Annotated in this window: 20 protein-coding genes; 6 read left to right on the forward strand and 14 right to left on the reverse strand. The window is 72.1% G+C overall.

Annotated features, from left to right (window positions below):
* Positions 1 to 102: 102 nt before the first annotated feature.
* Positions 103 to 984 carry an NAD(P)H-binding protein gene (locus tag ACFPYL_RS00265; protein WP_379149185.1) on the forward strand — a complete coding sequence of 294 codons (882 nt, stop codon included), beginning with the start codon at positions 103 to 105 and terminating at the stop codon, positions 982 to 984.
* Here the strand turns inward: ACFPYL_RS00265 and ACFPYL_RS00270 are convergent.
* The 6 genes from ACFPYL_RS00270 to ACFPYL_RS00295 form a co-directional block, all read right to left on the reverse strand.
* Positions 967 to 1,554, reverse strand: coding sequence for a CPBP family glutamic-type intramembrane protease (locus ACFPYL_RS00270; protein WP_379149187.1), 588 nt, complete (start codon positions 1,552 to 1,554; stop codon positions 967 to 969). The two genes, ACFPYL_RS00265 and ACFPYL_RS00270, sit on opposite strands and share 18 nt — an antisense overlap.
* Before the next feature lie 2 nt (positions 1,555 to 1,556).
* The gene (locus tag ACFPYL_RS00275; protein WP_379149189.1) at positions 1,557 to 3,011 is read right to left on the reverse strand and encodes a DEAD/DEAH box helicase; all 1,455 of its coding nucleotides are present in this window, start codon (positions 3,009 to 3,011) and stop codon (positions 1,557 to 1,559) included.
* Positions 3,012 to 3,219: 208 nt separating this feature from the next.
* Positions 3,220 to 3,414 carry a CsbD family protein gene (locus ACFPYL_RS00280; RefSeq protein WP_379149191.1) on the reverse strand — a complete coding sequence of 65 codons (195 nt, stop codon included), beginning with the start codon at positions 3,412 to 3,414 and terminating at the stop codon, positions 3,220 to 3,222.
* Between the two features lie 46 nt (positions 3,415 to 3,460).
* Positions 3,461 to 4,900, reverse strand: coding sequence for a flavin-containing monooxygenase (locus ACFPYL_RS00285; RefSeq protein ID WP_379149193.1), 1,440 nt, complete (start codon positions 4,898 to 4,900; stop codon positions 3,461 to 3,463).
* Between the two features lie 23 nt (positions 4,901 to 4,923).
* Positions 4,924 to 5,655, reverse strand: a complete 732-nt coding sequence (locus tag ACFPYL_RS00290) for a glutamine amidotransferase (protein ID WP_379149195.1) — start codon at positions 5,653 to 5,655, stop codon at positions 4,924 to 4,926.
* The gene (locus tag ACFPYL_RS00295; RefSeq protein ID WP_379149197.1) at positions 5,652 to 6,809 is read right to left on the reverse strand and encodes a CaiB/BaiF CoA transferase family protein; all 1,158 of its coding nucleotides are present in this window, start codon (positions 6,807 to 6,809) and stop codon (positions 5,652 to 5,654) included. The genes ACFPYL_RS00290 and ACFPYL_RS00295 overlap by 4 nt, the downstream gene beginning before the upstream one ends.
* A gap of 219 nt (positions 6,810 to 7,028) precedes the next feature.
* Between ACFPYL_RS00295 and ACFPYL_RS00300 the strand changes: the two genes are divergently transcribed.
* On the forward strand, positions 7,029 to 7,997 hold the full coding sequence (locus ACFPYL_RS00300; protein WP_379149199.1) for a hypothetical protein: 969 nt from the start codon (positions 7,029 to 7,031) through the stop codon (positions 7,995 to 7,997).
* A 63-nt stretch (positions 7,998 to 8,060) separates the two neighbouring features.
* On the opposite strand, the gene ACFPYL_RS00305 is transcribed toward ACFPYL_RS00300, so the two are convergent.
* The 4 genes from ACFPYL_RS00305 to ACFPYL_RS00320 are packed head-to-tail and all read right to left on the reverse strand — an operon-like array spanning position 8,061 to position 11,001.
* On the reverse strand, positions 8,061 to 8,798 hold the full coding sequence (locus ACFPYL_RS00305; protein ID WP_379149201.1) for an amino acid ABC transporter ATP-binding protein: 738 nt from the start codon (positions 8,796 to 8,798) through the stop codon (positions 8,061 to 8,063).
* A complete protein-coding gene (locus tag ACFPYL_RS00310; protein WP_379149203.1) occupies positions 8,795 to 9,643 on the reverse strand; it encodes an amino acid ABC transporter permease in 849 nt (282 codons plus the stop codon). The genes ACFPYL_RS00305 and ACFPYL_RS00310 overlap by 4 nt, the downstream gene beginning before the upstream one ends.
* Positions 9,640 to 10,524 (reverse strand): ABC transporter substrate-binding protein, encoded by an 885-nt coding sequence (locus tag ACFPYL_RS00315; protein WP_379149205.1) that lies wholly within the window; start codon positions 10,522 to 10,524, stop codon positions 9,640 to 9,642. Before ACFPYL_RS00315 ends, ACFPYL_RS00310 begins: the two co-directional genes overlap by 4 nt.
* Positions 10,525 to 10,545: 21 nt before the next feature.
* Positions 10,546 to 11,001, reverse strand: a complete 456-nt coding sequence (locus tag ACFPYL_RS00320) for a DUF4396 domain-containing protein (protein ID WP_379149207.1) — start codon at positions 10,999 to 11,001, stop codon at positions 10,546 to 10,548.
* 12 nt (positions 11,002 to 11,013) lie between these two features.
* Here ACFPYL_RS00320 and ACFPYL_RS00325 point away from each other — a divergent pair, with 12 nt between their 5' ends.
* Positions 11,014 to 11,949, forward strand: a complete 936-nt coding sequence (locus ACFPYL_RS00325) for a M28 family metallopeptidase (protein WP_379149208.1) — start codon at positions 11,014 to 11,016, stop codon at positions 11,947 to 11,949.
* Here ACFPYL_RS00325 and ACFPYL_RS00330 read toward each other — a convergent pair.
* A complete protein-coding gene (locus ACFPYL_RS00330) occupies positions 11,924 to 13,279 on the reverse strand; it encodes a CapA family protein (protein WP_379149210.1) in 1,356 nt (451 codons plus the stop codon). The genes ACFPYL_RS00325 and ACFPYL_RS00330 overlap by 26 nt on opposite strands.
* A 22-nt stretch (positions 13,280 to 13,301) precedes the next feature.
* On the opposite strand from ACFPYL_RS00330, the gene ACFPYL_RS00335 reads away from it, so the two are divergent.
* Together ACFPYL_RS00335 and ACFPYL_RS00340 are read left to right on the forward strand one after the other, a co-directional pair.
* Complete coding sequence (locus tag ACFPYL_RS00335) at positions 13,302 to 14,444, forward strand: MalY/PatB family protein (protein WP_379149212.1); 1,143 nt, start codon at positions 13,302 to 13,304, stop codon at positions 14,442 to 14,444.
* A gap of 13 nt (positions 14,445 to 14,457) precedes the next feature.
* Positions 14,458 to 16,575: an acyltransferase family protein gene (locus tag ACFPYL_RS00340; RefSeq protein WP_379149214.1), complete on the forward strand. Its 2,118-nt coding sequence runs from the start codon at positions 14,458 to 14,460 to the stop codon at positions 16,573 to 16,575.
* Positions 16,576 to 16,579: 4 nt separating this feature from the next.
* Here ACFPYL_RS00340 and ACFPYL_RS00345 read toward each other — a convergent pair whose 3' ends face one another.
* Positions 16,580 to 17,941: a GH1 family beta-glucosidase gene (locus ACFPYL_RS00345; RefSeq protein ID WP_379149216.1), complete on the reverse strand. Its 1,362-nt coding sequence runs from the start codon at positions 17,939 to 17,941 to the stop codon at positions 16,580 to 16,582.
* A gap of 16 nt (positions 17,942 to 17,957) precedes the next feature.
* Between ACFPYL_RS00345 and ACFPYL_RS00350 the strand changes: the two genes are divergently transcribed.
* Positions 17,958 to 18,623, forward strand: a complete 666-nt coding sequence (locus tag ACFPYL_RS00350; protein ID WP_379149218.1) for a pirin family protein — start codon at positions 17,958 to 17,960, stop codon at positions 18,621 to 18,623.
* On the opposite strand, the gene ACFPYL_RS00355 is transcribed toward ACFPYL_RS00350, so the two are convergent.
* Together ACFPYL_RS00355 and ACFPYL_RS00360 are read right to left on the reverse strand one after the other, a co-directional pair.
* A complete protein-coding gene (locus ACFPYL_RS00355; protein ID WP_379149220.1) occupies positions 18,613 to 19,557 on the reverse strand; it encodes a diacylglycerol/lipid kinase family protein in 945 nt (314 codons plus the stop codon). The two genes, ACFPYL_RS00350 and ACFPYL_RS00355, sit on opposite strands and share 11 nt — an antisense overlap.
* Positions 19,554 to 21,137 (reverse strand): FAD-binding oxidoreductase, encoded by a 1,584-nt coding sequence (locus tag ACFPYL_RS00360; RefSeq protein ID WP_379149222.1) that lies wholly within the window; start codon positions 21,135 to 21,137, stop codon positions 19,554 to 19,556. Before ACFPYL_RS00360 ends, ACFPYL_RS00355 begins: the two co-directional genes overlap by 4 nt.
* Between the last annotated feature and the right edge of the window lie 16 nt (positions 21,138 to 21,153).

Below are 21,153 nucleotides of genomic sequence, written 5' to 3' on the forward strand. Positions count from 1 at the left end.
CGACACGGGACCAGCCGGGCATCGACCACCTCTTTCGCTTGCGTCGCGTCAGGTGAGGTTAGCGGGTGGGTACTACGTCGGGAGAGACCAACGGAGGCGTGCATGCAGGTGCTGGTGACCGGAGCAACCGGCTTCGTCGGGAGTCGGCTCGCGCCCGCGCTCCTCGAGGCGGGCCACGAGGTCCGGGCGATGACCCGGCACCCGGAGTCGTACGACGGTCCGGGCGACGCGGTCGCCGGCGACGTCACCGACCCGGGCAGCCTGGCGGAGGCACTGTCCGACGTGGACGTGGCCGTCTACCTGGTGCACTCGCTGGACGACGACGACTTCGAGCGCAAGGACGCCGACGCGGCCCGGGCGTTCGGCCTGGCGGCGGCCGCCTGCGGGGTCCGGCAGATCATCTACCTGGGCGGGCTCGGGAAGGACGGCGACGACCTGTCGGCGCACCTGCGCTCGCGCCGCGAGGTCGAGAAGCTGCTCGGCGAGGCCGGCGTACCCGTGACCGTGCTGCGCGCCGCGATCGTCGTCGGCGCCGGCGGGATCTCGTGGGAGATGACCCGTCAGCTGGTGAAGAACCTGCCGGCGATGGTGGTGCCGAAGTGGGCGAGCACGCTCACCCAGCCGATCGCGCTCGACGACGTCGTCCGCTACCTGGCGGGCGTCGTCGGCGTCGAGGCGGCGTACGGCCGGGTCTTCGAGATCGGCGGACCCGACCGGCTCACCTACGTCGAGATGCTCCAGCAGGCGGCGGAGGTCATCAACGGCCGCCGGGTGCCGGTCGCCACGGTCCCGGTGCTGACGCCGAAGCTGTCGTCGCACTGGATCTCGTTCGTCACCGATGTCGACGCCACGACGGGTCGCAACCTCATCGACTCGATGGGCACCGAGGTCGTCGTCACCGACGAGTCGATCCGCGACGTGGTGCCGGGTGAGCCGATCACGTACGCCGAGGCGGTGCGCCGCGCGCTAGAAGAGAGCGGGTAGGGCGAGCAGCATCCCCAGCGACCAGGTGACGTGCGTGATCGCCGGGGCGAGCACGCCGCCCGACCACTGACGCAGCAGGCCGGCGACGAGGCCGAGCAGCGCGGCGGCGAAGACCAGCGCGACGTTGAGCGTCGCCACGGTCACGAGTGCGTAGACCAGCGTGCTGAGCAGGACCGGCCGCTGCGGCATCGCCGCGTAGACCGCGCCGCGGAAGAAGAGCTCCTCGGCAGCGCCGGTCACGAGCGTGACCCCCACGATCAGCAGCCCGGACCCGCGGTCGGCGTACGCCGTCACCGCGGAGACCTGGTCGTCGAGCACCGGCAGCTCGCGCACGATCAATGCGCCGAGCACGAACACGCCGGTGAGCGCCGCGCCCACGAGGACGGGACGGACGACCGCACGCTCACCCAGCGGCACGGGGCCGCTCGCGAAGGCTCCGACCACCCAGGTCGCGGCGAGCGCGAGGGCGGACGGGTAGAACCAGTCGCTGCCGGGCTCGATGCGGAACGAGACCCCGAGCAGCACGGTACCGACGACCAGGAAGGCCGTCGTCCGTGCTGCCGGGGACACGATCAGCGCCGTCCGGAGCTGAACGACGAGGCGCTGTGGCGCGACTGGCCGCCACCGGTCGACTGGCCGGCGCCGCCCGAGCGCCGGCGCGAACCGCCGTTGCCGGACTTCTGGCCGCCCGAGCGGGACTGGCCGCCGGACTTCGCCTGACCGCCGGACTTGGGCTGGCCGCCGCTGCGACCGCCACCGCCACCGGAACGGCGACCGCCGCCGGAGCGACGGCCGCCGCCCCCGCCACCGCCGCGGTTGCCCTCGGCCGGCGCCTCGACGACGAGGCCGCCGGGACGGGACCGCTCGCCCGGGGCGAGCTCGGCGAGCAGCGGGTGGCCGGCGCCGTTGATCTTGGTGGTGGTCGGCTTGATGCCGGCCGCCCGGGTCAGGTCGCGGACGTCGCGCACCTGGTCGTCGGTCATCAGCGTGATGACGGTGCCCTTGGCACCGGCGCGCGCCGTACGCCCCGAGCGGTGCAGGTAGGCCTTGTGCTCGACCGGCGGGTCGGCGTGCACGACGAGCGACACGTCGTCGACGTGGATGCCACGGGCCGCGATGTCGGTGGCCACCAGGGTGGTCGCCCGGCCGGAGTGGAACGCCTCCATGTTGCGGGTGCGGGCGTTCTGGCTGAGGTTCCCGTGCAGCTCGACGGTCGGGACGCCGTTGCTGTTCAGCTGGCGGGTCAGCGCCTTCGCACCGTGCTTGGTGCGGGTGAAGACGACGGTGCGGCCGGGGGCGCTGACCAGGTCGGTGAGCACCTGCACGCGGTGTTCGCGAGCCAGGTGCAGGACGTGGTGGTCCATCGTCGCGACCGGCGACTGCGCCGAGTCGGCCTGGTGGGTGACCGGGTTCTGCAGGAAGCGCTTGACCAGGACGTCGATCGCCTTGTCGAGCGTGGCCGAGAAGAGCAGGCGCTGGCTGTTGCGCGGCGTCTGGTCCATGATCCGGCGCACGCCGGGCAGGAAACCGAGGTCGGCCATGTGGTCGGCCTCGTCGAGGATGGTGACCTCGACCTGGCCGAGGTCGCAGTGACCCTGGCCGATCAGGTCCTCGAGCCGGCCTGGGCAGGCGAGCACGATGTCGGCGCCCTTGCGCAGGCCCTGGACCTGCGGGTTCTGGCCCACGCCGCCGAAGACGGTCTGGGTGCTCAGGCCCGCGGTCGCGGCGAGCGGCTTGAGGGAGTCGTTGATCTGGTTCACGAGCTCGCGCGTCGGGGCCAGGATCAGGGCGCGCGGCTTGCGCGCCTGCGGCGTACGACCGGAGGCCGAGAGGCGGGCGACCAGCGGCAGCAGGAACGCGTACGTCTTGCCGGAGCCGGTGCGGCCGCGGCCGAGCACGTCGCGACCCGCGAGGGAGTCGGGCAGCGTGGCGGCCTGGATGGGGGTCGGGGAGGTGATGCCGAGGTCCGCGAGGACGGCGGCGAGGGAAGCGGGGACACCGAGGTCGGTGAAGCCCGCAGCAGACACTGCGTCAGACAAGAGAAGATCACTCACTGTTGGCGTGTCTCGCCAAGCTGAACCCGCCGAGGGACGGGAGCGGAGAAGCTGCCTCACGAGGTGAGGGGCTCGGTCCTCGAAGGGACCGGCCGAAGCCCGAGGCAAGACTGAACGGGCTGCTTCGACAACTGTAGACGGCGCAGCCCGTCAGACCTGCATCGGCACGGTGTGCCGTTGCTTACTTCGTCAGGCCGTCCTTGAGGTCGTGGGCGGCGTCCTTGACCTTCTCGCCGGCGTCCTTGACCTTCGCCGACGCCTGGTCGCCCTTGCCCTCGGCCTCGAGCTGCTCGTCGCCGGTGGCCTTGCCCGCCGACTCCTTGCCCTGGCCCTTGAGGTTCTCGACCTTGTTCTCTGCCTTGTCCTTCAGACCCATGTCTGCCTCCTCGATGGTGGTACCCAGGCGGTGACCGGTCCGGGGGTCAGGCAAACGTCAGGACGCCGTCGTCGATGTCGTCGCGACGGATCTTGCGCACGTCGGTCAGGTAGTTCTGCTTGAGCTGCCACGGGGACCGGTCGCCCTGCTTCGGCAGCTCGTCGAGCGCGCGCAGGACGTAGCCCGCCGAGAAGTCCATCAGCGGTCGCTCGCCGACGGTCGGGTCCGGTCGGGGCGTGGCGACCCGCAGCCCGTTGCGGTCGAGGTGGTCGAGCAGGCGGCAGACGTAGTCGGACACGAGGTCGGCCTTCAGCGTCCAGGACGCGTTGGTGTAGCCGATCGTGAACGCGAAGTTCGGGATGCCGCTCAGCATCATCGCCTTGTAGGCCATCGTCTCCGGCAGCTTCACCGGCCGGCCGTCGACCTCCATGGGCGCGTTGAGCGCGAGCAGCTTCAGCCCGGTCGCCGTCACGATGATGTCGGCCTCCAGCTCCTCCCCCGACGTGAGCCGGATGCCCTTCTCGGTGAACGTCTCGATGGTGTCGGTGACGACCGTGGCCTGGCCCTTGCGGAACGCGCGGAAGAGGTCGCCGTCGGGCACCAGGCACAGGCGCTGGTCCCAGGGGTCGTACGTCGGCTTGAAGTGCACGTCGACGTCGATCTCGGGCGGCAGCATCTTGAGGGTGTTCTTGCGGATGAAGCTGCGGAGGGCATCGGGCCGCTTGCGGCTGAACTGGTAGAGGCCCACCGACACCAAGATGTTCTTCCACCGCAGGACGGGGAAGCGCACCTTCTCGGGCAGCCGCGCCAGCCGGGCGGCCAGCGGGTCGCGTCCGGGGATCGACATGACGTACGTCGGCGACCGCTGCAGCATCGTCACGTGACCGGCACCGCCGGCGACCATCGCCGGCACCAGGGTCACCGCGGTGGCCCCGGACCCGATCACGACGACCTTCTTGCCCGCGTAGTCGAGGTCCTCGGGCCAGTGCTGGGGGTGGATCACCTGGCCCTGGTAGTCGTCGAGCCCCGGGAACTCGGGGGTGTAGCCCTCGTCGTAGTCGTAGTAGCCGCCGCAGTTCCACAGGAAGCTCGCGGTCAGCGTGATCTCGCCGTCGGGCGTCTCGGCGCGCACGGTCCAGCGCGCGGCCTCGGAGTCCCAGCTCGCGCCGACGACCCGGTGGCGGTAGCGGATCAGCCGGTCCACGCCGTACTCGCTCGCGACCTGGCGGAGGTAGTCGAGGATCGCGTCGCCGTCGGCGAGCGCGCGCTCGTTGCGCCACGGACGCCAGTGGTAGCCGAACGTGTACATGTCGGAGTCGGAGCGGATGCCGGGGTAGCGGAAGAGGTCCCACGTGCCGCCGCTGACCTCGCGGCTCTCGAGCACGGCGACGGTCCGCCCGGGCTGCCGCTCGCGCAGCTGGCAGGCGGCACCGATGCCGGACAGCCCGGCGCCGATGATCAGGACGTCGACGTGCTCAGTGCTCATGTGTGGACCTTACTGAATATCTGTCAATGAGAGTAGAGCTCGACGAACCGGGACAGCAGCCGGGTCGGGTGCTCGACGTGGCTGGCACGGGCCATCGCGAGCAGGTCGTCGGCCTCGTGCGGCTCGAAGTAGCCGTAGCCACGGTAGGTGTCGATGCGCAGGCAGAGCCCCTCGACGTCGAGCTCGGGGTGGAACTGCGTGGCGTAGACGTTGTGCCCGAGCCGGAAGGCGTGCACCGGGCAGTCCGCGCTGGAGGCCAGCAGCACGGCGCCCTCGGGCAGCACGCTGACGGCCTCCTTGTGGCCGAGGAAGGCGTCGAACGCGGGCGGCATGGTGCCGAGCAACGGGTCCTCGCGACCGGCGTCGGTGAGGGTGATCTCGCGGGAGGAGATGGGCTCGCCGTACGTGCGGTCGACGACGCCGCCGCGCAGCGTGCCCAGGACCCCGATGCCGTAGCAGGCGCCGAGGAACGGCGTGTCCTCGGCGACCGCCCGGGTCGCCAGGGCGTGCAGCTCGGCCTCGGCGCGGAGCTGGGCCGGGCTCTTGGCCTCCGGCGGGTCGCTGACGTTGAAGGGGCCGCCGCCGAGGATGACGCCCGACCAGTCGTCGAGGTCGACCGGGCCGAGCTCGTCGCGCTCGAGACGCACCCGGCGTACGTCGGGCTCGTCGAGGCCCGAGCAGCGCAGCACCGCGGCGTACTCGCTGTCCGCCGCGGCGTCCTCGGCGCGGGTGCCGATGAAGAGGAACGGCCTCACGTCTGGACGGCGACGCCGCTCTCGATGAGGCCGTCGACGTCGGCGATGCCCCAGGCGGTGAGCGCCTCGCGGGTGTGCTCACCGGCCGCCTTGCTGGGGGGCAGCGAGAGCGACGGCTCGGTGCGCGAGAAACGGGGCGCGGGCACCGGCTGCGTCAGGCCGTCCTTCTCGACGAACGTGCCGCGGGCCTGGAGGTGCGGGTGCTCGACCGCCTCGGTGAACGGGACGATGCCGGCCACGCACGCGTCGGTGCCCTCGAAGAGCTCGACCCACTCGGCCTGGGTCCTGGACAGGAAGGTGTCCGTGAAGACCTGCCGCATCTCGTCGTACCGCTGCGGCTCGCCCTGGCCCGGGCAGGTGTCCTTGACCCCGAGCAGCGTCACGAGGGTCTCGAAGAACTGTGGCTCGAGCGACCCCACGCTCATGTGCCTGCCGTCCGACGTCTCGTAGATGTCGTAGAAGGGGACGCCTCCGTCGAGCAGGTTCGCGGCGCGCTCCTCGCGGTAGCCACCGCTCGCGAGGAACGCCGCGCTCATGGCGTTGAGGTGCGCCGTACCGTCCACGATCGCGGCGTCGATGACCTGCCCCTGGCCGGACACCTTGGCCTCGAGGAGGGCGGCCAGGATCCCGATGACGAGGTACGTCGAGCCGCCGCCGAAGTCGCCGACCAGGTTGCTCGGGAAGTGCGGGCGGCTCTTGTCCTGGCCCATCATGTGCAGCGCGCCGGTGATGGCGATGTAGTTCATGTCGTGGCCGGCGGCCTGCGCGAGCGGTCCGTCCTGGCCCCAGCCGGTCATCCGGCCGTAGACGATGCGCGGGTTGACCTTCTGGCAGTCGCCCGGCCCCAGGCCGAGGCGCTCCGTCACGCCGGGTCGCATCCCCTCGATGACGACGTCGGCGCCCTTGACGAGCTCCAGGACGGTGGCCACCGCCGCCGGGTCCTTGAGGTTGAGCGCGACGCTCGGGCGACCGCGGTTGAGCAGCATCGTGGCACCACCCGCGAGCGCCTGGCCGCCCGGTCGCTCGACGCGGATCACGTCGGCCCCGAGGTCGGCCAGGATCATGCACGCGTGCGGCCCCGGCCCGATGCCCGCGATCTCCACGACCTTCACGCCCTTGAGCGGCCCGGTGCCCTGCCCCAGCTGGTACGTCATGTCCCGCATCATGACAGAAGTGCTGTCAGCGTCAGGCCGGCGGCGGCGCCGGGCAGCGGTGAGCAGGCAACCATTTCTGGCCTCATCCGTCCTCGGGGCGGTTGCTCATTCACCGCCGCCCCGGGCCAGTTGGCATTCACATCGCCTCCCGCGGCGGGTCTGTCCACAGACTCGACTCTGACGGATGCGCCGTCGGAGAGATCCGCGTCGGATGCAGTGATGCGCCCGATCCCTTCGCGACTCCAGAGCGGCCCCTTCACCCGAGCCGACGCCCGACGTGCCGGCGTGACGTCGCGGATGCTCCAGGGTCGCCGTTTCGTGCGACTCCACCAGGGCGTCTGGTGCCTCGCCGGTCACGAGATGAGCGAGCACGACTGGATCGTCGCCGCGCGCCTCGCGCTACCCGAGTGTGCCCATCTGACCGGCATCACCAGGCTTCAGCAGCTCGGCCTCGACTTCGGGCCTCGACAGCCGATCCGGTTCGTCGTGCAGGGCGATCTCCACCTCGAGCTCGAGGGCGTGTTCCTGCACCGCACCACGTTGCTGCCGCCGACCGACGACGTCGGCGTGACCGTCGCGGCGGCGTACCTCTCCTACTGCGCACACGCACGCGTCATCGACGCGATCACGGTCGGCGACTGGCTACTCCACCATCACCACACGACGATTGAAGAGATCCGTGCCCTGGCACTCTCCGGACTCTGGCGTCACGGAGCCGACGAGGCAGTCTGGGTCCTCGACCACCTCGACGGTCGATCGCGATCCTTCAAGGAGAGCGAGCTGAGGCCGCTTCTCACGTTCGCCGGTCTCCCCCGGCCCGAGGCCAACGTCCCGATCGACGTGCACGAGGACGTCGTCGTCATCGGCGACCTCGTCTACCGCGAGTGGCGGACCGTCGTGGAGTACGAGGGCAGCCAGCACCAGGAGGACCGCTCGCAGTACAGCTCCGACCTCGACCGCTACGCGCTCATGCGTGCCGCCGGCGTCCGGTACGTCCAGGTCACCAAGGAGCGGCTCGGACGACCGCAGACGCTGGTGGGCGAGGTGTTCCGAACGCTGCTGGCGGCCGGGTACGACGGGCCGCCGCCCAGGTTCGACCGGGAGTGGCTCCTGCTCTTCCGGTCGGTGTCGACCGCGGTCGGTCCGCGCCGAGATCGCATCCACCGGCGAGCGCGCGGGGAGCGGTGATCCAGCAACCGTTTGCCCGCCGAATCGCCGCCAGAACGGTTGCCTGCTCACCGCCGCCCGGCGTCAGGCCGGTAGGACCCGGCGCAGGAACTCGCGGGTCCGCTCCTCGCGGGGGTTGCTGAAGATCTCGGCGGGCGGGCCCTGCTCGAGGATCCGGCCATTGTCGAGGAAGCAGACGGAGGTGGCCACGTCACGGGCGAAGGCCATCTCGTGGGTGGCGATCACCATCGTCATGCCGGCCTCCGCCTCGGCGCGCACGATCTCGAGCACCTCGCCGACCAGCTCGGGGTCGAGCGCGGCGGTGATCTCGTCGAGCAGCAGCAGCGTGGGGTTGGTGCAGAGCGCCCGGACCAGGGCGGCGCGCTGCTGCTGTCCGCCGGAGAGCTGGTCGGGGTGCTTGGCGGCGTGGTCGGCGAGGCCGAACTTCTCGAGCAGCTCGCGGGCCCGCGCCTCGGCGTCGGCACGTCGTACGCCGTGGACCTTGCGCGGGGAGAGCGTGCAGTTGTCCAGGACCGAGAGGTGCGGGAAGAGGTTGTAGGCCTGGAAGACCATGCCGATCCGGGACCGTACGGCGCGGGCGTCGACCCGCGGGTCCGAGATCTCGCGGTCGTCGAAGGTGATGACGCCGTCGTCGATCTCCTCGAGCAGGTTCAGGCAGCGCAGCAGCGTCGACTTGCCCGAGCCGGACGAGCCGATCAGGCAGACGACGTCGTGCTTCTGCACGTCGAGCGAGACGTCGTCGAGCACGACGCGGTCGCCGTACGACTTGCGCAGCCCGGAGACCGCCAGCAGCGCGCTCATCGGGCCCCCGCCCTCTCGCGGCGCATCATCCGGCGCCCGAGCCAGTCGGTGAAGCGCGCGAGCGGGATCGTGATGACGATGAACATCACCGAGACGACGACGTACGGCGTGTAGTTGAACAGGTAGCCCGTCGAGTCGCGCGCCGTGAAGACCGCGTCGAAGACGCCGACGACGGAGATGAGGGCGGTGTCCTTCTGCAGCGAGATGAAGTCGTTGAGCAGCGGCGGCACGACCCGGCGCACGGCCTGCGGGACGACCACGTGCCGCAGCGTCTGGGCCCGGCTGAGACCGAGCGCCTCGGCGCTGGCGACCTGGGAGGGATGGATCGAGTCGATGCCGGAGCGGTAGACCTCGGCGACGTACGCGCCGTACGACAGCACGAGCGCGACCCCCGCCCAGAAGTAGCGGTCGTTGGTGAGTCCCTGCAGCTGCAGCGCCGGCACTCCGAAGCCGAGCAGCAGCACGAGCAGGACGGTCGGCACGCCACGGAAGAGGTCGGTGTAGAGGACGGCGACGATCCGCACCGGCGTCAGCCACGGCGACCTCGACACCCGCGCGAGCGCCACCGCCAGCCCGAGGACGAGGATGCACACCTCGCAGACCAGGAACAGCTTCACGTTGAGCCAGAAGCCGTCGAGGATGTCCGGGAAGGTGTCCTTCGCGATCTGCCAGTCGAAGAACGTCGCCCGCACCGTCGCCCAACCCGGCGACGTCACGACGACGGCGCCGACCACCGCGAAGACCGCGACCGTCAGGACGGTCGCGACGAGGACCGAGCGGGTGTGGAGGGTCCGGCGGACCCGGCGTCGCTCGAGCTCCCGGGCGCTGGGCTGCCAGGCGTTCACTGGAGGACGGGAACGTCCACGACGTCGGAGAGCCACTGCTGCTCGAGCTGGTCGATCGTGCCGTCGTCCTTCAGCGCACCCAGGGCCTGGTTGACGCACGGCACCAGCTCGCTGCCCTTCTCGAAGAGCATGCCGAACTCCTCCTGCTCGCCCGTCTCCGGCTGGAACTGCCCGACGATCGTGCTGTCGTCGATCTCCGCTGCCGTGATGTAGAACGCGGTGGGCAGGTCGGCGAGGATCGCGTCGACCTGGTCGTTCTGCAGGGCCTGCTTCGCCGCGTTGGTGTCCTCGAAGACAGCCGGGTCGGTGTCGGGCTTGATGACGTCGCGGATCGCGGTCAGCGAGGTGGTGCCGGTCTGGGCACCGAGCCGCAGCCCCTGGAGGTCGGCGAGGCTGGTCGCCTCGGCGCCCTTGGTGCCGTTGAGCGCGACCACGGCCTGCGCGGCCGAGTAGTAGCCGTCGGAGAAGTCGACGACCTTCGCCCGCTCGGGGGTGATCGAGATCTGGTTGATGTCGAAGTCGAAGTCCTTCGCCCCCGGGGCGTAGGAGTTGTTGAAGGGGACCTTGATCCACTTCACCTGGTCCTTGCTGAACCCGAGCTGCTCCGCGACCGCGAAGGCGACCGCCGACTCGTAGCCCTTGCCGTTGGTCGGGTCGTTGTCGACGAACCACGGCTCGTACGCCGGGGAGTCGGTGCCGATCGTCAGCTGGCCGGGCGTCTTCAGGGCGAGCGCGTCGGTGGCGCAGGTGTCGGCGCTGGCGCTCGAGGTGTCGGCGGGGTCGGTGGCGCTGGACCCGCCGTCGGACTCCGGGGCGCACGCGACTGCGGCGAGGGTGAGGGGCAGGACGGCCGCAGCGGCCAGCATTCGACGTACACGCATGGGAGAAGCGTAGGGCCGTGCTCAGGAGTGCTGGTGGTCCTCGTGCATCTGGTGGACCTTGGCGTGACCCAGCCCACGCCCGATCATCCAGTGGTTGACCGGGACCGTGATCACGAAGGCGACGGCTAGACCGGCTACCAGCGAGGCCCAGAAGAGCCCGTCGGACAGGGTCGCGTCGAGGGCTCCGGGCACCGCCAGCATGAACCCGTTGTCCACGATCTCCATCACGAGGATCGAGACGGTGTCGGCCGCGAGCGCGACCCGGACGGCGTTGCGGACGTCCACGCCCGCCCGGCGCTGGCCGCTGAAGGTCAGCAGGTAGCCGAAGAAGAACGCCAGCACGACGGAGAGCGCGATGCTCCCGACGTTGTGCCAGCCCCACCAGGTCGCCAGGACCATGCCCAGCACCTCGCCGATCGCGCATCCGGTGAGGCAGTGCCGGGTAGCGGTGATCGCCATCCGCCAGGAGCTGTCCATACGATCGAGCGTATGCGGATCGCCGCGGCCGCGCTCGCGACCGTCCTCCTGACGACCGGCTGCACGTCGGAGCCGGCCGTCGGGCCCGTCGAGCCGGCGGCCCCCGAGGTGACGACGCCCGCGCCGCCGACCAGCACGCCGAGCCTCACGCCCGAGCCGCCCGCCCGGTTCGAGGCGGCCCGGGCGATGCGCACGGTCCGCCACCTGGCGGGTCGGATCGGCCCCCGGCTGGCGACCGGGCCGGCGTTCCGCGAGGCGGCGGCGTACGTCGAGCAGCGGTTCGCCGCCGAGGGCTACTCGGTGCGGCGCCAGTCGTTCCGGGTGCCGGCCGGCGACTCGTGGGGCGTCCCGGTCGACGCCGGTCGGTCGGCCAACGTGGTCGCGACCGGGCCGGGCTTCGACCCGGCGGCGCCGTACGTCGTCATCGGAGCGCACCTCGACACGGTCGCCGTGGCGCCCGGCGCCGAGGACAACGCCTCCGGGGTCGCGGTGCTGCTCGAGCTGGCGCGGGTGCTGGGTGGTGATGGCCAGGTGGTCCTGGTCGCCTTCGGCGGCGAGGAGCCGCGCGGGCCGGGCGAGCTGCACCACTTCGGGTCGAAGGAGTACGTCGCCCGGCTCGGCGACGACGGGGTCAACCTGCGCGCCATGGTGTCCCTGGACCGGGTCGGGGTCGGCCGGGTCGTGCCGGTGTCGTCGGTCGAGGGCACGCCGGCCGCGCTGCGCGACCGGCTCGCCGACGTCGCCGGCGACCTCGACATCGCGACCGTCGTCGAGCACGACTCGGCGAGCGACCACGAGTCGTTCGCCGACGCCGGCTTCCTCGCGGCGCGCATCGGCAGCACGCCGTACGCCGGCTACCACTCGGCGCAGGACGTCCCGTCGGTCGTCGACCCCGCCCAGCTGGGTCGCGTCGGCAGGCTCCTCATCGCGTGGCTGCGAGCGAGCTGAGCTCCCAGAACGGGTCCAGGATGCTGGCGGCCTGCCACCGCGGCACGACGCGCGGTGCATGGTCGGCGCCCAACCGGTAGGGCACGAAGTCGGCCGCCATCAGCCGGTCGCCCCAGAAGGTCGCCTCCAGCACGAGCCCCTCGTTGGTCTGCGGGGTCGTCATGTCGAAGACGAAGTTGCCGAGCGAGTGCACGACCAGCGCATCGCCGACCTGCTCGGCACCCTGCACCCAGTGCGGGTGACCGCCGACGACCAGGTCGGCCCCGGCCGTCACGAGCGCGCGGGCGACCTGGTGCTGGATCGGCTCGGGCCGGTGGGTGTACTGCGTGCCCCAGTGCGGCACCACCACCACGACGTCGACGTGCCGCCGCAGCCGGCGTACGTCGCCGAGCACCCGGCGGAGCTCGCGCCGGTCGAGCGGGCCGGTGCGCGGCGGCATGCTGATCGACAGCGCACCTGGCCGGCCGGGTCCGGCCTCGGGAGTCTCCCCGATCGCGTTGAAGCCGGTGAACCCGAAGCGCACCCCGTTGCGCTCGAGCACCACCGGCCGCCGCGCCTCGGCGAGGTCCGCCCCCGCACCGAAGGTCGGCCGGCCGCTCTCCTGGAGGAGCCGGACCGTCTCCACGAGCGCCTCGTCGCCGTAGTCGCCGGCGTGGTTGTTGGCCAGCCCGAGCGCGTCGAAGCCCGCCAGCCGCAGGTCGCGCCGTACCTCGGGAGGGGCGTGGAACGAGTCGCCGCCCTGCGTCGGCGGCCCCGCGTCCGAGAGCGTGCTCTCGAGGTTGCCGATCGTGATGTCGGCCGAGGCGAGCCGGTCCGACATCGGCTCGAGCACAGGCAGCCCGGTCACGCGTCGGCCGAGCATGATGTCGCCGACCACGGTCAGTGTGGTCACCGGCCCGGGCTCGGGGCCCTCGACCTGGATCGGGTACGCCGCCGGGTCGCGCAGCGGGTCGACCGCGTCGACGGTCGCCACCCGGACGGCCGGGCCGACCGCGTCCGCGGCGACGACCGCGACGGTGTCCATCGGCAGGTGCCGGAGGCCGGCGGTGCGCTCGGTCGTCCGGAGCGGGCCGGCGGGCTGGCCGAGCTGCCGCCAGTCGGTGACCGCGCCCCGGACCACCCGACGGGCCTGACGCTCCGTCAGCGCGAGCGGCGGCCGCCGGGCGTTGACGGCGATCACCAGCGGCCTCGTCGTGGCCGGCTCGGCCGGCAGCGTCTCGGTGACCCACGGTGGCGGGGACTGCTCGGCCTGGGGCGGCTCCGGCTCGTCGTCGGTGCAGGCCGACAGCGCGAGCAGCGCCCCGAGCCCCCACGCCACCAGCCGTCGCATGACCCAACGGTAGGTTGCGAAGGTGATTCGCGATCTCACCGACGACGAGGCCCGGGCCGCACTGCCGCTCAAGTGGGAGCTGCCGGACGTCGTCCCGGCCTGGGTCGCCGAGATGGACTACGCCCAGGCCGAGCCGATCACCGAGGCGCTCGTGGACGCCGTACGACGAGGCGCGCTGGGCTACCCGCCGCACGGCGACGACCTGGGCGCGGCGTTCTCCGGGTTCGCCGCCCGGCACTGGGGCTGGGACGTCCCGGCCGGGGCCTCGGTCGCGACGGGCGGCGTGGTCAGCGGCATCCGGCTCGCCCTCGAGGTGCTCTGCCCGCCGGGACCGGTCGTCGTGCCGATGCCGTGCTACCCGCCCTTCGTGCACGCGGTCGAGGTCACCGGCCGCGAGGTCGTGCCGATCGAGCTCGACCCCGAGTCCGACGACGCGGGCCTCGACCTCGCCGCGGTCTCGCGCGCCTTCGCCGCCGGCGCGCGCACCCTGCTGCTCTGCAACCCGCACAACCCGCTCGGCCACGTGCCCTCGCGCGGCGAGCTCGCCGGGCTGGCGGCGCTCGCGCGCGAGTACGACGCCCGCGTCATCACCGACGAGATCCACGCGCCGCTCACGCTGCCCGGCGCCACGTTCACGCCGTACCTCAGCCTCGACGACCGTGCGGTCCTGGTCACCAGCCCGTCCAAGGCCTTCAACATGCCGGCCACCCACGGCGCCCAGCTGGTCGTGCTCGACCCGGCCGACCGTGCCCGGCTCGAGGCCGCTCCGATCCCCGCGCAGAACACCTGGTCGAGCCTCGGCGTCGTCGCGGGCACCGTCGCGTGGCGTGACTGCGACGACTGGCTGGCCGCGCTGGTCGAGCGCCTGGCCGAGCAGCGCGCCCTGCTCGCCGAGCTGCTCGCCGACCGCCTGCCGAAGGCCCGGATGCGGCCGCTGGAGGCGACCTACCTCGCCTGGCTCGACCTGCGGGCGTACGGCGTCGACGACCCAGCGGCTGCCGCGCTCGCGCACGGCGTACGACTGGCGCCCGGGCAGGACTACCAGCCGGGGCTGACCGGGCACGTGCGCCTCAACCTCGCGACCAGCGCCGACCGGCTCGAACGCATCGTCGAGGGCCTCCGGACCGCGCTCGACGATGGAGGGTCGGGCGCGCCCCGCGGGTAAGGTTCCCGGCGCGATGAACAGCGAGAACACGGTCCGGCGCGGGTTCCGGCCGGAGATCCAGGGACTGCGCGCGGTCGCCGTCCTGCTGGTGATCGCCTACCACCTCTACCCCAACCGGGTGCCGGGCGGCTACGTCGGCGTCGACGTCTTCTTCGTGCTCTCGGGCTTCCTGATCACCTCCCACCTCTTCCGCGAGGCGGACTCGACCTCGCACCTCTCGCTGGTGCGGTTCTGGGGCCGCCGGATCCGCCGGCTGCTGCCCGCCTCGCTGCTGGTGCTCGCGGTCAGCCTGGTGCTGACCTGGGTGTGGGTGCCCCAGTCGATGTGGGAGCAGACGCTGCGCCAGATCGGCGCCAGCGCGCTCTACGTCGAGAACTGGGCGCTGGCCGCCGAGGCGGTGGACTACTCCGCGATCGGCAACGAGCCGACGCTGGTGCAGCACTACTGGTCGCTCTCGGTCGAGGAGCAGTTCTACCTCGTCTGGCCGCTGCTGGTGGTCGCCGCCCTCCTGCTCGTACGCCGCCGCGGCGTCGCGCTCCGACCGGTGCTCACCGGGGTGTTCGGCGCCGTCGTGCTCGCGTCGTTCGTCTACTCGGTCGTCATCACGTCCCACGACACCGCGCGCGCCTACTTCGTGACCCCGACCCGGGCCTGGGAGTTCGGCGTCGGTGCGCTGGTCGGGCTCCTCGGCGCGTCGGCCGACCCGTGGCTGCGGACCCGGGAGCCGCTGCGGGTGCTGCTCGGCTGGGCCGGCCTGGCGGCCGTGGTGTGGGCCGGCTTCGCACTGTCCGACGCGACGGCGTTCCCGGGGTGGATCGCGGCCGTGCCGGTGCTCGGTACGGCGGCGGTCATCGTCGCGGGCACCAGCACCGCGGCGGGTGCGGTCTCCCGGCCGCTGTCGTGGCGGCCCGCGACGTTCGTCGGCGACATCTCCTACGCGATGTACCTGTGGCACTGGCCGCTGATCGTCGTCCTCCCCTTCATCACCGGCGTCGACCTGCGCACCCGCGACAAGGTCGGGATCTTCCTCGCCACCCTCGTCGTCTCGTGGGCGTGCACCCGCTGGGTCGAGGACCCGGTGCGCACCAACCGCGCGCTCGCCGACGTCCCGTGGCGCGCCTACGCCCTCGGCGCTGCGGGCATGGTGGTCGTCGTGGCATCGGCCGGGGCGCTGCACGCCGACCTGAACCGCGACGTGGCGGCCGCCCAGGCCGCCTCCGACCGGGTCGTCGAGAAGGCGCTGGCCGGCGACACCCCGTGCATCGGCCCCTCGACGCTCGACCCCGAGAACCGCGCTGACTGCGGGCCCGTCGGCGGGGAGGGTGACCCGATCCAGGACCCGGCCGCCGTCGTCGAGCAGAACGACGTGCTGGCCTTCCCCGGCTGCATGTCGATGCCGACCGTCGTCGCCGTGCACACCTGCGACCTCGGCACCACCGACGACCCGAAGCGGACCATCGCCGTCGCCGGCGACTCGCACTCCACCCACTGGTTCCCGGCGTTCGACCGGATCGGGCGCGAGCGCGGCTGGCGGGTGCGGACCTTCACCCGGTCCGGCTGCCCGCTGACCGACGCCACCGCCGTCCGCAAGGACTGGCCCGAGCACCGCTACGAGCTGTGCCGTGACGGCAACGAGGACATCGAGCGGCAGATCCTCGCGGACCCCGAGATCGACACCGTCTTCGTGTCGGCCGACTCCTCGACCTACCAGTGGGAGCAGGGCCCCGACACCGACTTCGCCGACCCGGCGACCGACGGCTTCCACGCGGTCTGGCAGCGGCTCACCGACGCCGGCAAGCAGGTCGTCGTGATCCACGACGTGCCCGAGACCAAGGACAGCAAGAACTCCCCGAACTGCGTGGCCGCCAACCCCGGGGACCCCGAGGCCTGCGCGAGCCCGCGGGACCGGGCCGTCGTCCCGGACGCCGAGGCGGATGCCGTCGCGACCGCCGGTCCCGGCGTACGCCTCATCAAGCTGACGGACCAGTTCTGCGACGACGAGCTCTGCTACGCCGTCATCGGCCGGGTCATCGTCTACCGCGACTTCGCGCACGTCTCGGAGGAGTACTCGACGCTGATGGCGCCGTACCTCTCCCGCGCCTTCGACGCCGTCGACGAGCCGCTCGGCTGAAGCGTCAGCCCAACGACCTCGTCTGCGCCGCGATCATCTCGGCGAACCAGTCGAACGACCGCTTCGGCGTGCGCTTCAGGGTGTCGTAGTCGACGTGCACGAGGCCGAAGCGCTGCGTGAAGCCCTCGGACCACTCGAAGTTGTCCATCAACGACCACGTGTAGTAGCCGCGGACGTCGACGCCGCGCTGCACCGCCGTGGCGACGGCGCGCAGGTGGGCGTCCAGGTAGTCGATGCGCTGCTGGTCGTCGACCACGCCAGCATCGTCCGGTCCCATGTTGTAGGCGCACCCGGACTCGGTGACGTAGATCGGCGGCAGCGCCGCCCGGTAGCGGGCGCGCAGCAGGATCAGCAGCTCACGCATCGCGTCGGGCACGACGGGCCAGCCGAAGTCGGTGACGGGGTAGCCGAGGAGCTCGCGGAACTCGAAGGGCATCTCCGAGTCCTCGCCGGCGGCGCCGATCTTGAACGGGTTGTAGTAGTTGACGCCGTAGAAGTCGAGCGGCTGGCGGATCATCGCCATGTCGCCCTCGCGCACGATGCCCTCGAAGAGCGGCTCCAGGTCGGCCGGGTAGCGGCCGAGCAGCATGGGCTCGATGAACATCCCGTTCCACAGCGCGTCGAAGAGCTTGGACGCCCCCACGTCCGCCTCGTCCTCGCTGGCCGGCCACATCGGCGCGTGGTTGTTGGCACTGCCGACGCTGGTCGCGCCCGCGGCGCGCAGCGCCACCGCCGCCCGCCCGTGCCCGAGCAGCAGGTGGTGGGCGACCGGCATCGCGTCGAACATCAGCTCCCGGCCCGGCGCGTGCATGCCGGTGGCGTAGCCCATCATCATCACGACGTTGGGCTCGTTGACGGGGATCCAGTGCTCGACCCGGTCGGCGAACCGCTCACCCAGGATCGCGGCGTACTCGGCGAACCGGTCGACGGTCGCACGGTTGAGCCAGCCCCCGTCGTCCTCGAGCGACTGCGGCAGATCCCAGTGGTAGAGCGTCACCATCGGCTGCACGTCGTTGGCGAGCAGCTCGTCGATGAGCCGGTCGTAGAACGCCAGGCCCTTCGCGTTCGCGGGGCCGGAGCCGTTCGGCTGGATGCGCGGCCACGACACCGACAACCGGTAGCCGCCGACGCCGAGACGCTTCATCAGGGCCACGTCCTCGGCGTACCGGTGGAAGTGGTCGCAGGCGACGGCGCCGCTCGATCCGTCGAGGATCCGACCCGGCTGGGCGCTGAACGTGTCCCAGATGCTGGGGCCCTTGCCGTCCTCCGTCGCGGCGCCCTCGATCTGGTACGACGCGGTGCTGGTTCCGAAGCGGAAGCCGGGTGGGAGCTGAGGAAGACCCGAGGTCGGGCGAGGGTCGGGCACGGGCACAATGATGCCTGTGAGCGTCGAGATCCGCCGTGGAACAGGTCGCTTCCTCACCCGGGGTGAGGGACATATCACCCGACACTCGTTCTCCTTCGGGCAGCACTACGACCCCGACAACGTCGCCTTCGGTCCGCTCGTCTGTCACGACGACCACCTGCTCGGCCCGGGCCGCGGCTTCGAGGACCACCCGCACCGCGAGCTCGACATCGTCACGTGGGTCCTCACCGGCGAGCTGCACCACTCGGACTCGGAGGGGCACACCGGCGTCGTGCGGCCCGGCGAGGTGCAGGTCCTCTCCGCCGGCACCGGCGTCACCCACGCGGAGGTCGCCGGACCCGACCGACCGACCCGGTTCGTCCAGGCCTGGTTGACGCCTGAGACCTCCGACGACGCGCCGGCGTACGCCGTGACTCCGGTGGACGCGGTGCCGGGCGAGCTCACGGAGGTGACCCGGGTCGGCGCCGCGACGTTGCAGGTCGCGCGGCTGGCCTCGGGCGACACCGTGACGCTGCCCGGTGAGGGTCTCGTCCACGTCTACGTCGCCAGCGGTGCGCTCATCCGCTCCTCGCTGGCCGAGCCGCTCTCCGAGGGTGACGCCTTCCGGATCAGCGACGAACCACCGCACGCGGTCACCGCCGCCGTGCCCACCGAGCTGCTGGTCTGGTCCTTCAGCAGATGATGCCGAGCGCGCCGGGGACGACCTCGACCACGGCGGGCGCGGAGCCCAGCGTCGGGAGCGGACCGAGCGGCTCACCGTCGCCGCCGACCGGGATCGACGAACCCTGCGCTCGACGGAGTGTGCCGGTGACCTCGACCCGGGTCCCGGACAGCACGGTCACCTCGTCGAGGTCGACGTGTCCGCCGTCGTACACCTTCGGCAGCGAGCGCATCAGCGCCAGCCGCGACGCCGCCTCGATCACGACCACGTCGAGGACCCCGTCCTGGACCGACGCGGGCGGGGCGATCCGCATACCCTTGCCGTAGTACGCCGAGTTCGCGACCACGACCGTCGCGGCGTCGTACTCCCGCACCTCGCCGTCGACCGAGACCCGGTAGCGACCGGGGCGGTAGCTCGCGAGCGCGCGCAGCGCGGCGTACGGGTACTGCAGCGAGCGCGGCATCCACCGCACCCCGTCGACGATCTCGGCGGCGCGGGCGTCGACGCCGGCGTAGACCGACCCGGCGACCATCCGCCGCTCCCCGGGCTCCCGGCCTATCCCGGTGACGGCGAGCAGGTCGATGCGGCGTACGTCGGCCTCCAGCAGCACCCGCGCCTGCTCCTCGGGGTCGTCGGGCAGCCCGAGCATCCGGGCGAAGTCGTTGCCACGGCCGGCCGGGACCACCCCCAGGGTCGCGTCGCGGCCCGCGACCAGCCCGGCGAGCGAGGAGAGCATGCCGTCGCCACCGACCGACACGACGACGTCGCCGCGCTCGACGGCCTCGTCGACCAGCCGCGCCATCGCCTGCGGCCCGGGTGAGTAGGTCACGTCGACGCCCGCCCCGGCCTCACGCAGCGCGCGGGCGACGGGCACGACGGCTCCCGGCGCGGCACCGCCGCCCGACGTCGGGTTGACCAGGAACGTGAAGGCCCTGTCGTTCTTCGGGGAGCTCACGGGATCAGCACCCCCGGGTTGAGGATGCCGGTCGGGTCGAGGTCGGCCTTGACCGCGCGGAGCACCGAGACGCCGAGCGGTCCGATCTCCTGCGCCAGCCACGGCTTGTGGTCGGTGCCGACGGCGTGGTGGTGGGTGATCGTCGCGCCGGCGGCGACCATCGCGTCGCTGGCGGCGACCTTCGCCCGCTCCCACTGGGGCAGCGGATCGGCCGCCTCCTTCGCGGCGATCGTGAAGTAGAGCGAGCACCCCGTCTCGTAGACGTGCGAGATGTGGCAGAGGACGATCGACGGGTCGCCGAGCGAGGCGGTGAGCGCGGTCTTCACGTCGGCGTACAAGCGCTCGACGTTGGACCAGAACGTCGCGGTCTCCAGGGTCTCGACCAGCACGCCGGCGTCCAGCATCGAGTCGCGGAGGTACGGCGCGTCGAAGCGGCCGTGCGACCACTTCTCGCCTGCCTCGGTGCCGACGCAGGTGCCACCGAGCCCGGCCAGCACGGCCGTGACCGCGGCACGCTTGGCCTCGACGGCCGCGGGCTCGCCCTCGTAGCCGGTGATCATCAGGCAGCCCGCGCTCGACTCGCCGCCGATCGCGTCGGGGTCGGCGAGGTTGATGGCGGTCTCGGCCTCGTCGGAGAGCCGCAGCACCGACGGCAGCAGGCCCGACTGGGCGAGGGCACGCATCGCCGCAGCGCCCTCGGCGAAGGATGCCCAGCGCCAGCCCTCGTAGACCTTCTGGACCGGCACCCTCCGGACCCGGACGGTCACGGCGGTGATCACGCCGAAGGTGCCCTCGGAGCCGAGGAAGAGCTGGCGCAGGTCGGGGCCGGCGGCGTTGGCCGGCGCGCTGCCGAGGGCGACCCGGCCGCGCGGGGTGGCGACCGTGAGGCCGACGACGAGCGCGTCGAAGCGGCCGTAGCCGGCGCTCGACTGACCGCTGGAGCGGGTGGCGGCGAAGCCGCCGATGGAGGCGTACTCCCACGACTGCGGGTAGTGGCCGAGCGTCACGCCCTCGGCAGCGAGCAGCGCCTCAGCCTCGGGACCGCGCAGGCCGGGCTCGAGGGTCGCGGTCATGGAGACGTGGTCGACCGAGACCAGCCGCTTCATCCGCACCAGGTCGAGGCTGAGCACGCCGGCGAACCCAGCACGGGCCGCGACCAGGCCACCGGTGACCGACGTACCGCCGCCGAAGGGCACCACCGCGAGGTGGTGCTCGACCGCGAGGGCGAGCACGGCGGCGACCTCGTCGTGGTTGCCCGGGCGGACGACGGCGTCGGGTGCGTCGGTCAGGTCGCCGGTGCGGGCCTTGACCAGGTCGGGCGTGGACTTGCCCCGGGTGCGCAGCCGGCGGGTGTCGTCGTCGGTGCGCACGTGGTCGTCGCCCAGGAGATCGACGAGGGCGGCGAGCACGGTCGGCTCGATCGCCGGGGCGGCCAGCGGCGCCTCGGGCACGGCGGGGCGGTCCTCGAGGCCGAAGACCATCTCGACCAGGCCGCGGGTCTCAGCAGGCAGAGCCTGGGCGCGGGCCGGGTCTCCCCAGCGGGACGGGTGCATCTCGGCGCTCTGCTCGTTCGACGACATGCGTTACACTGTGACA

The sequence above is a fragment of the Nocardioides hankookensis genome, from assembly GCF_042658885.1.
In the GTDB taxonomy this organism is placed as follows: Bacteria; Actinomycetota; Actinomycetes; order Propionibacteriales; family Nocardioidaceae; genus Nocardioides; species Nocardioides hankookensis.

Excerpts from the sequence above, each read along its gene's own strand:
- ACFPYL_RS00265 (WP_379149185.1), top strand. The coding sequence starts at position 103 with ATGCAGGTGCTGGTGACCGGAGCAACCGGCTTCGTCGGGAGTCGGCTC.
- ACFPYL_RS00280 (WP_379149191.1), bottom strand. The coding sequence starts at position 3,414 with ATGGGTCTGAAGGACAAGGCAGAGAACAAGGTCGAGAACCTCAAGGGC.
- ACFPYL_RS00285 (WP_379149193.1), bottom strand. The coding sequence starts at position 4,900 with ATGAGCACTGAGCACGTCGACGTCCTGATCATCGGCGCCGGGCTGTCC.
- ACFPYL_RS00295 (WP_379149197.1), bottom strand. The coding sequence starts at position 6,809 with ATGACGTACCAGCTGGGGCAGGGCACCGGGCCGCTCAAGGGCGTGAAG.
- ACFPYL_RS00300 (WP_379149199.1), top strand. The coding sequence starts at position 7,029 with ATGCGCCCGATCCCTTCGCGACTCCAGAGCGGCCCCTTCACCCGAGCC.
- ACFPYL_RS00305 (WP_379149201.1), bottom strand. The coding sequence starts at position 8,798 with ATGAGCGCGCTGCTGGCGGTCTCCGGGCTGCGCAAGTCGTACGGCGAC.
- ACFPYL_RS00315 (WP_379149205.1), bottom strand. The coding sequence starts at position 10,524 with ATGCGTGTACGTCGAATGCTGGCCGCTGCGGCCGTCCTGCCCCTCACC.
- ACFPYL_RS00320 (WP_379149207.1), bottom strand. The coding sequence starts at position 11,001 with ATGGACAGCTCCTGGCGGATGGCGATCACCGCTACCCGGCACTGCCTC.
- ACFPYL_RS00325 (WP_379149208.1), top strand. The coding sequence starts at position 11,014 with ATGCGGATCGCCGCGGCCGCGCTCGCGACCGTCCTCCTGACGACCGGC.
- ACFPYL_RS00330 (WP_379149210.1), bottom strand. The coding sequence starts at position 13,279 with ATGCGACGGCTGGTGGCGTGGGGGCTCGGGGCGCTGCTCGCGCTGTCG.
- ACFPYL_RS00340 (WP_379149214.1), top strand. The coding sequence starts at position 14,458 with ATGAACAGCGAGAACACGGTCCGGCGCGGGTTCCGGCCGGAGATCCAG.
- ACFPYL_RS00360 (WP_379149222.1), bottom strand. The coding sequence starts at position 21,137 with ATGTCGTCGAACGAGCAGAGCGCCGAGATGCACCCGTCCCGCTGGGGA.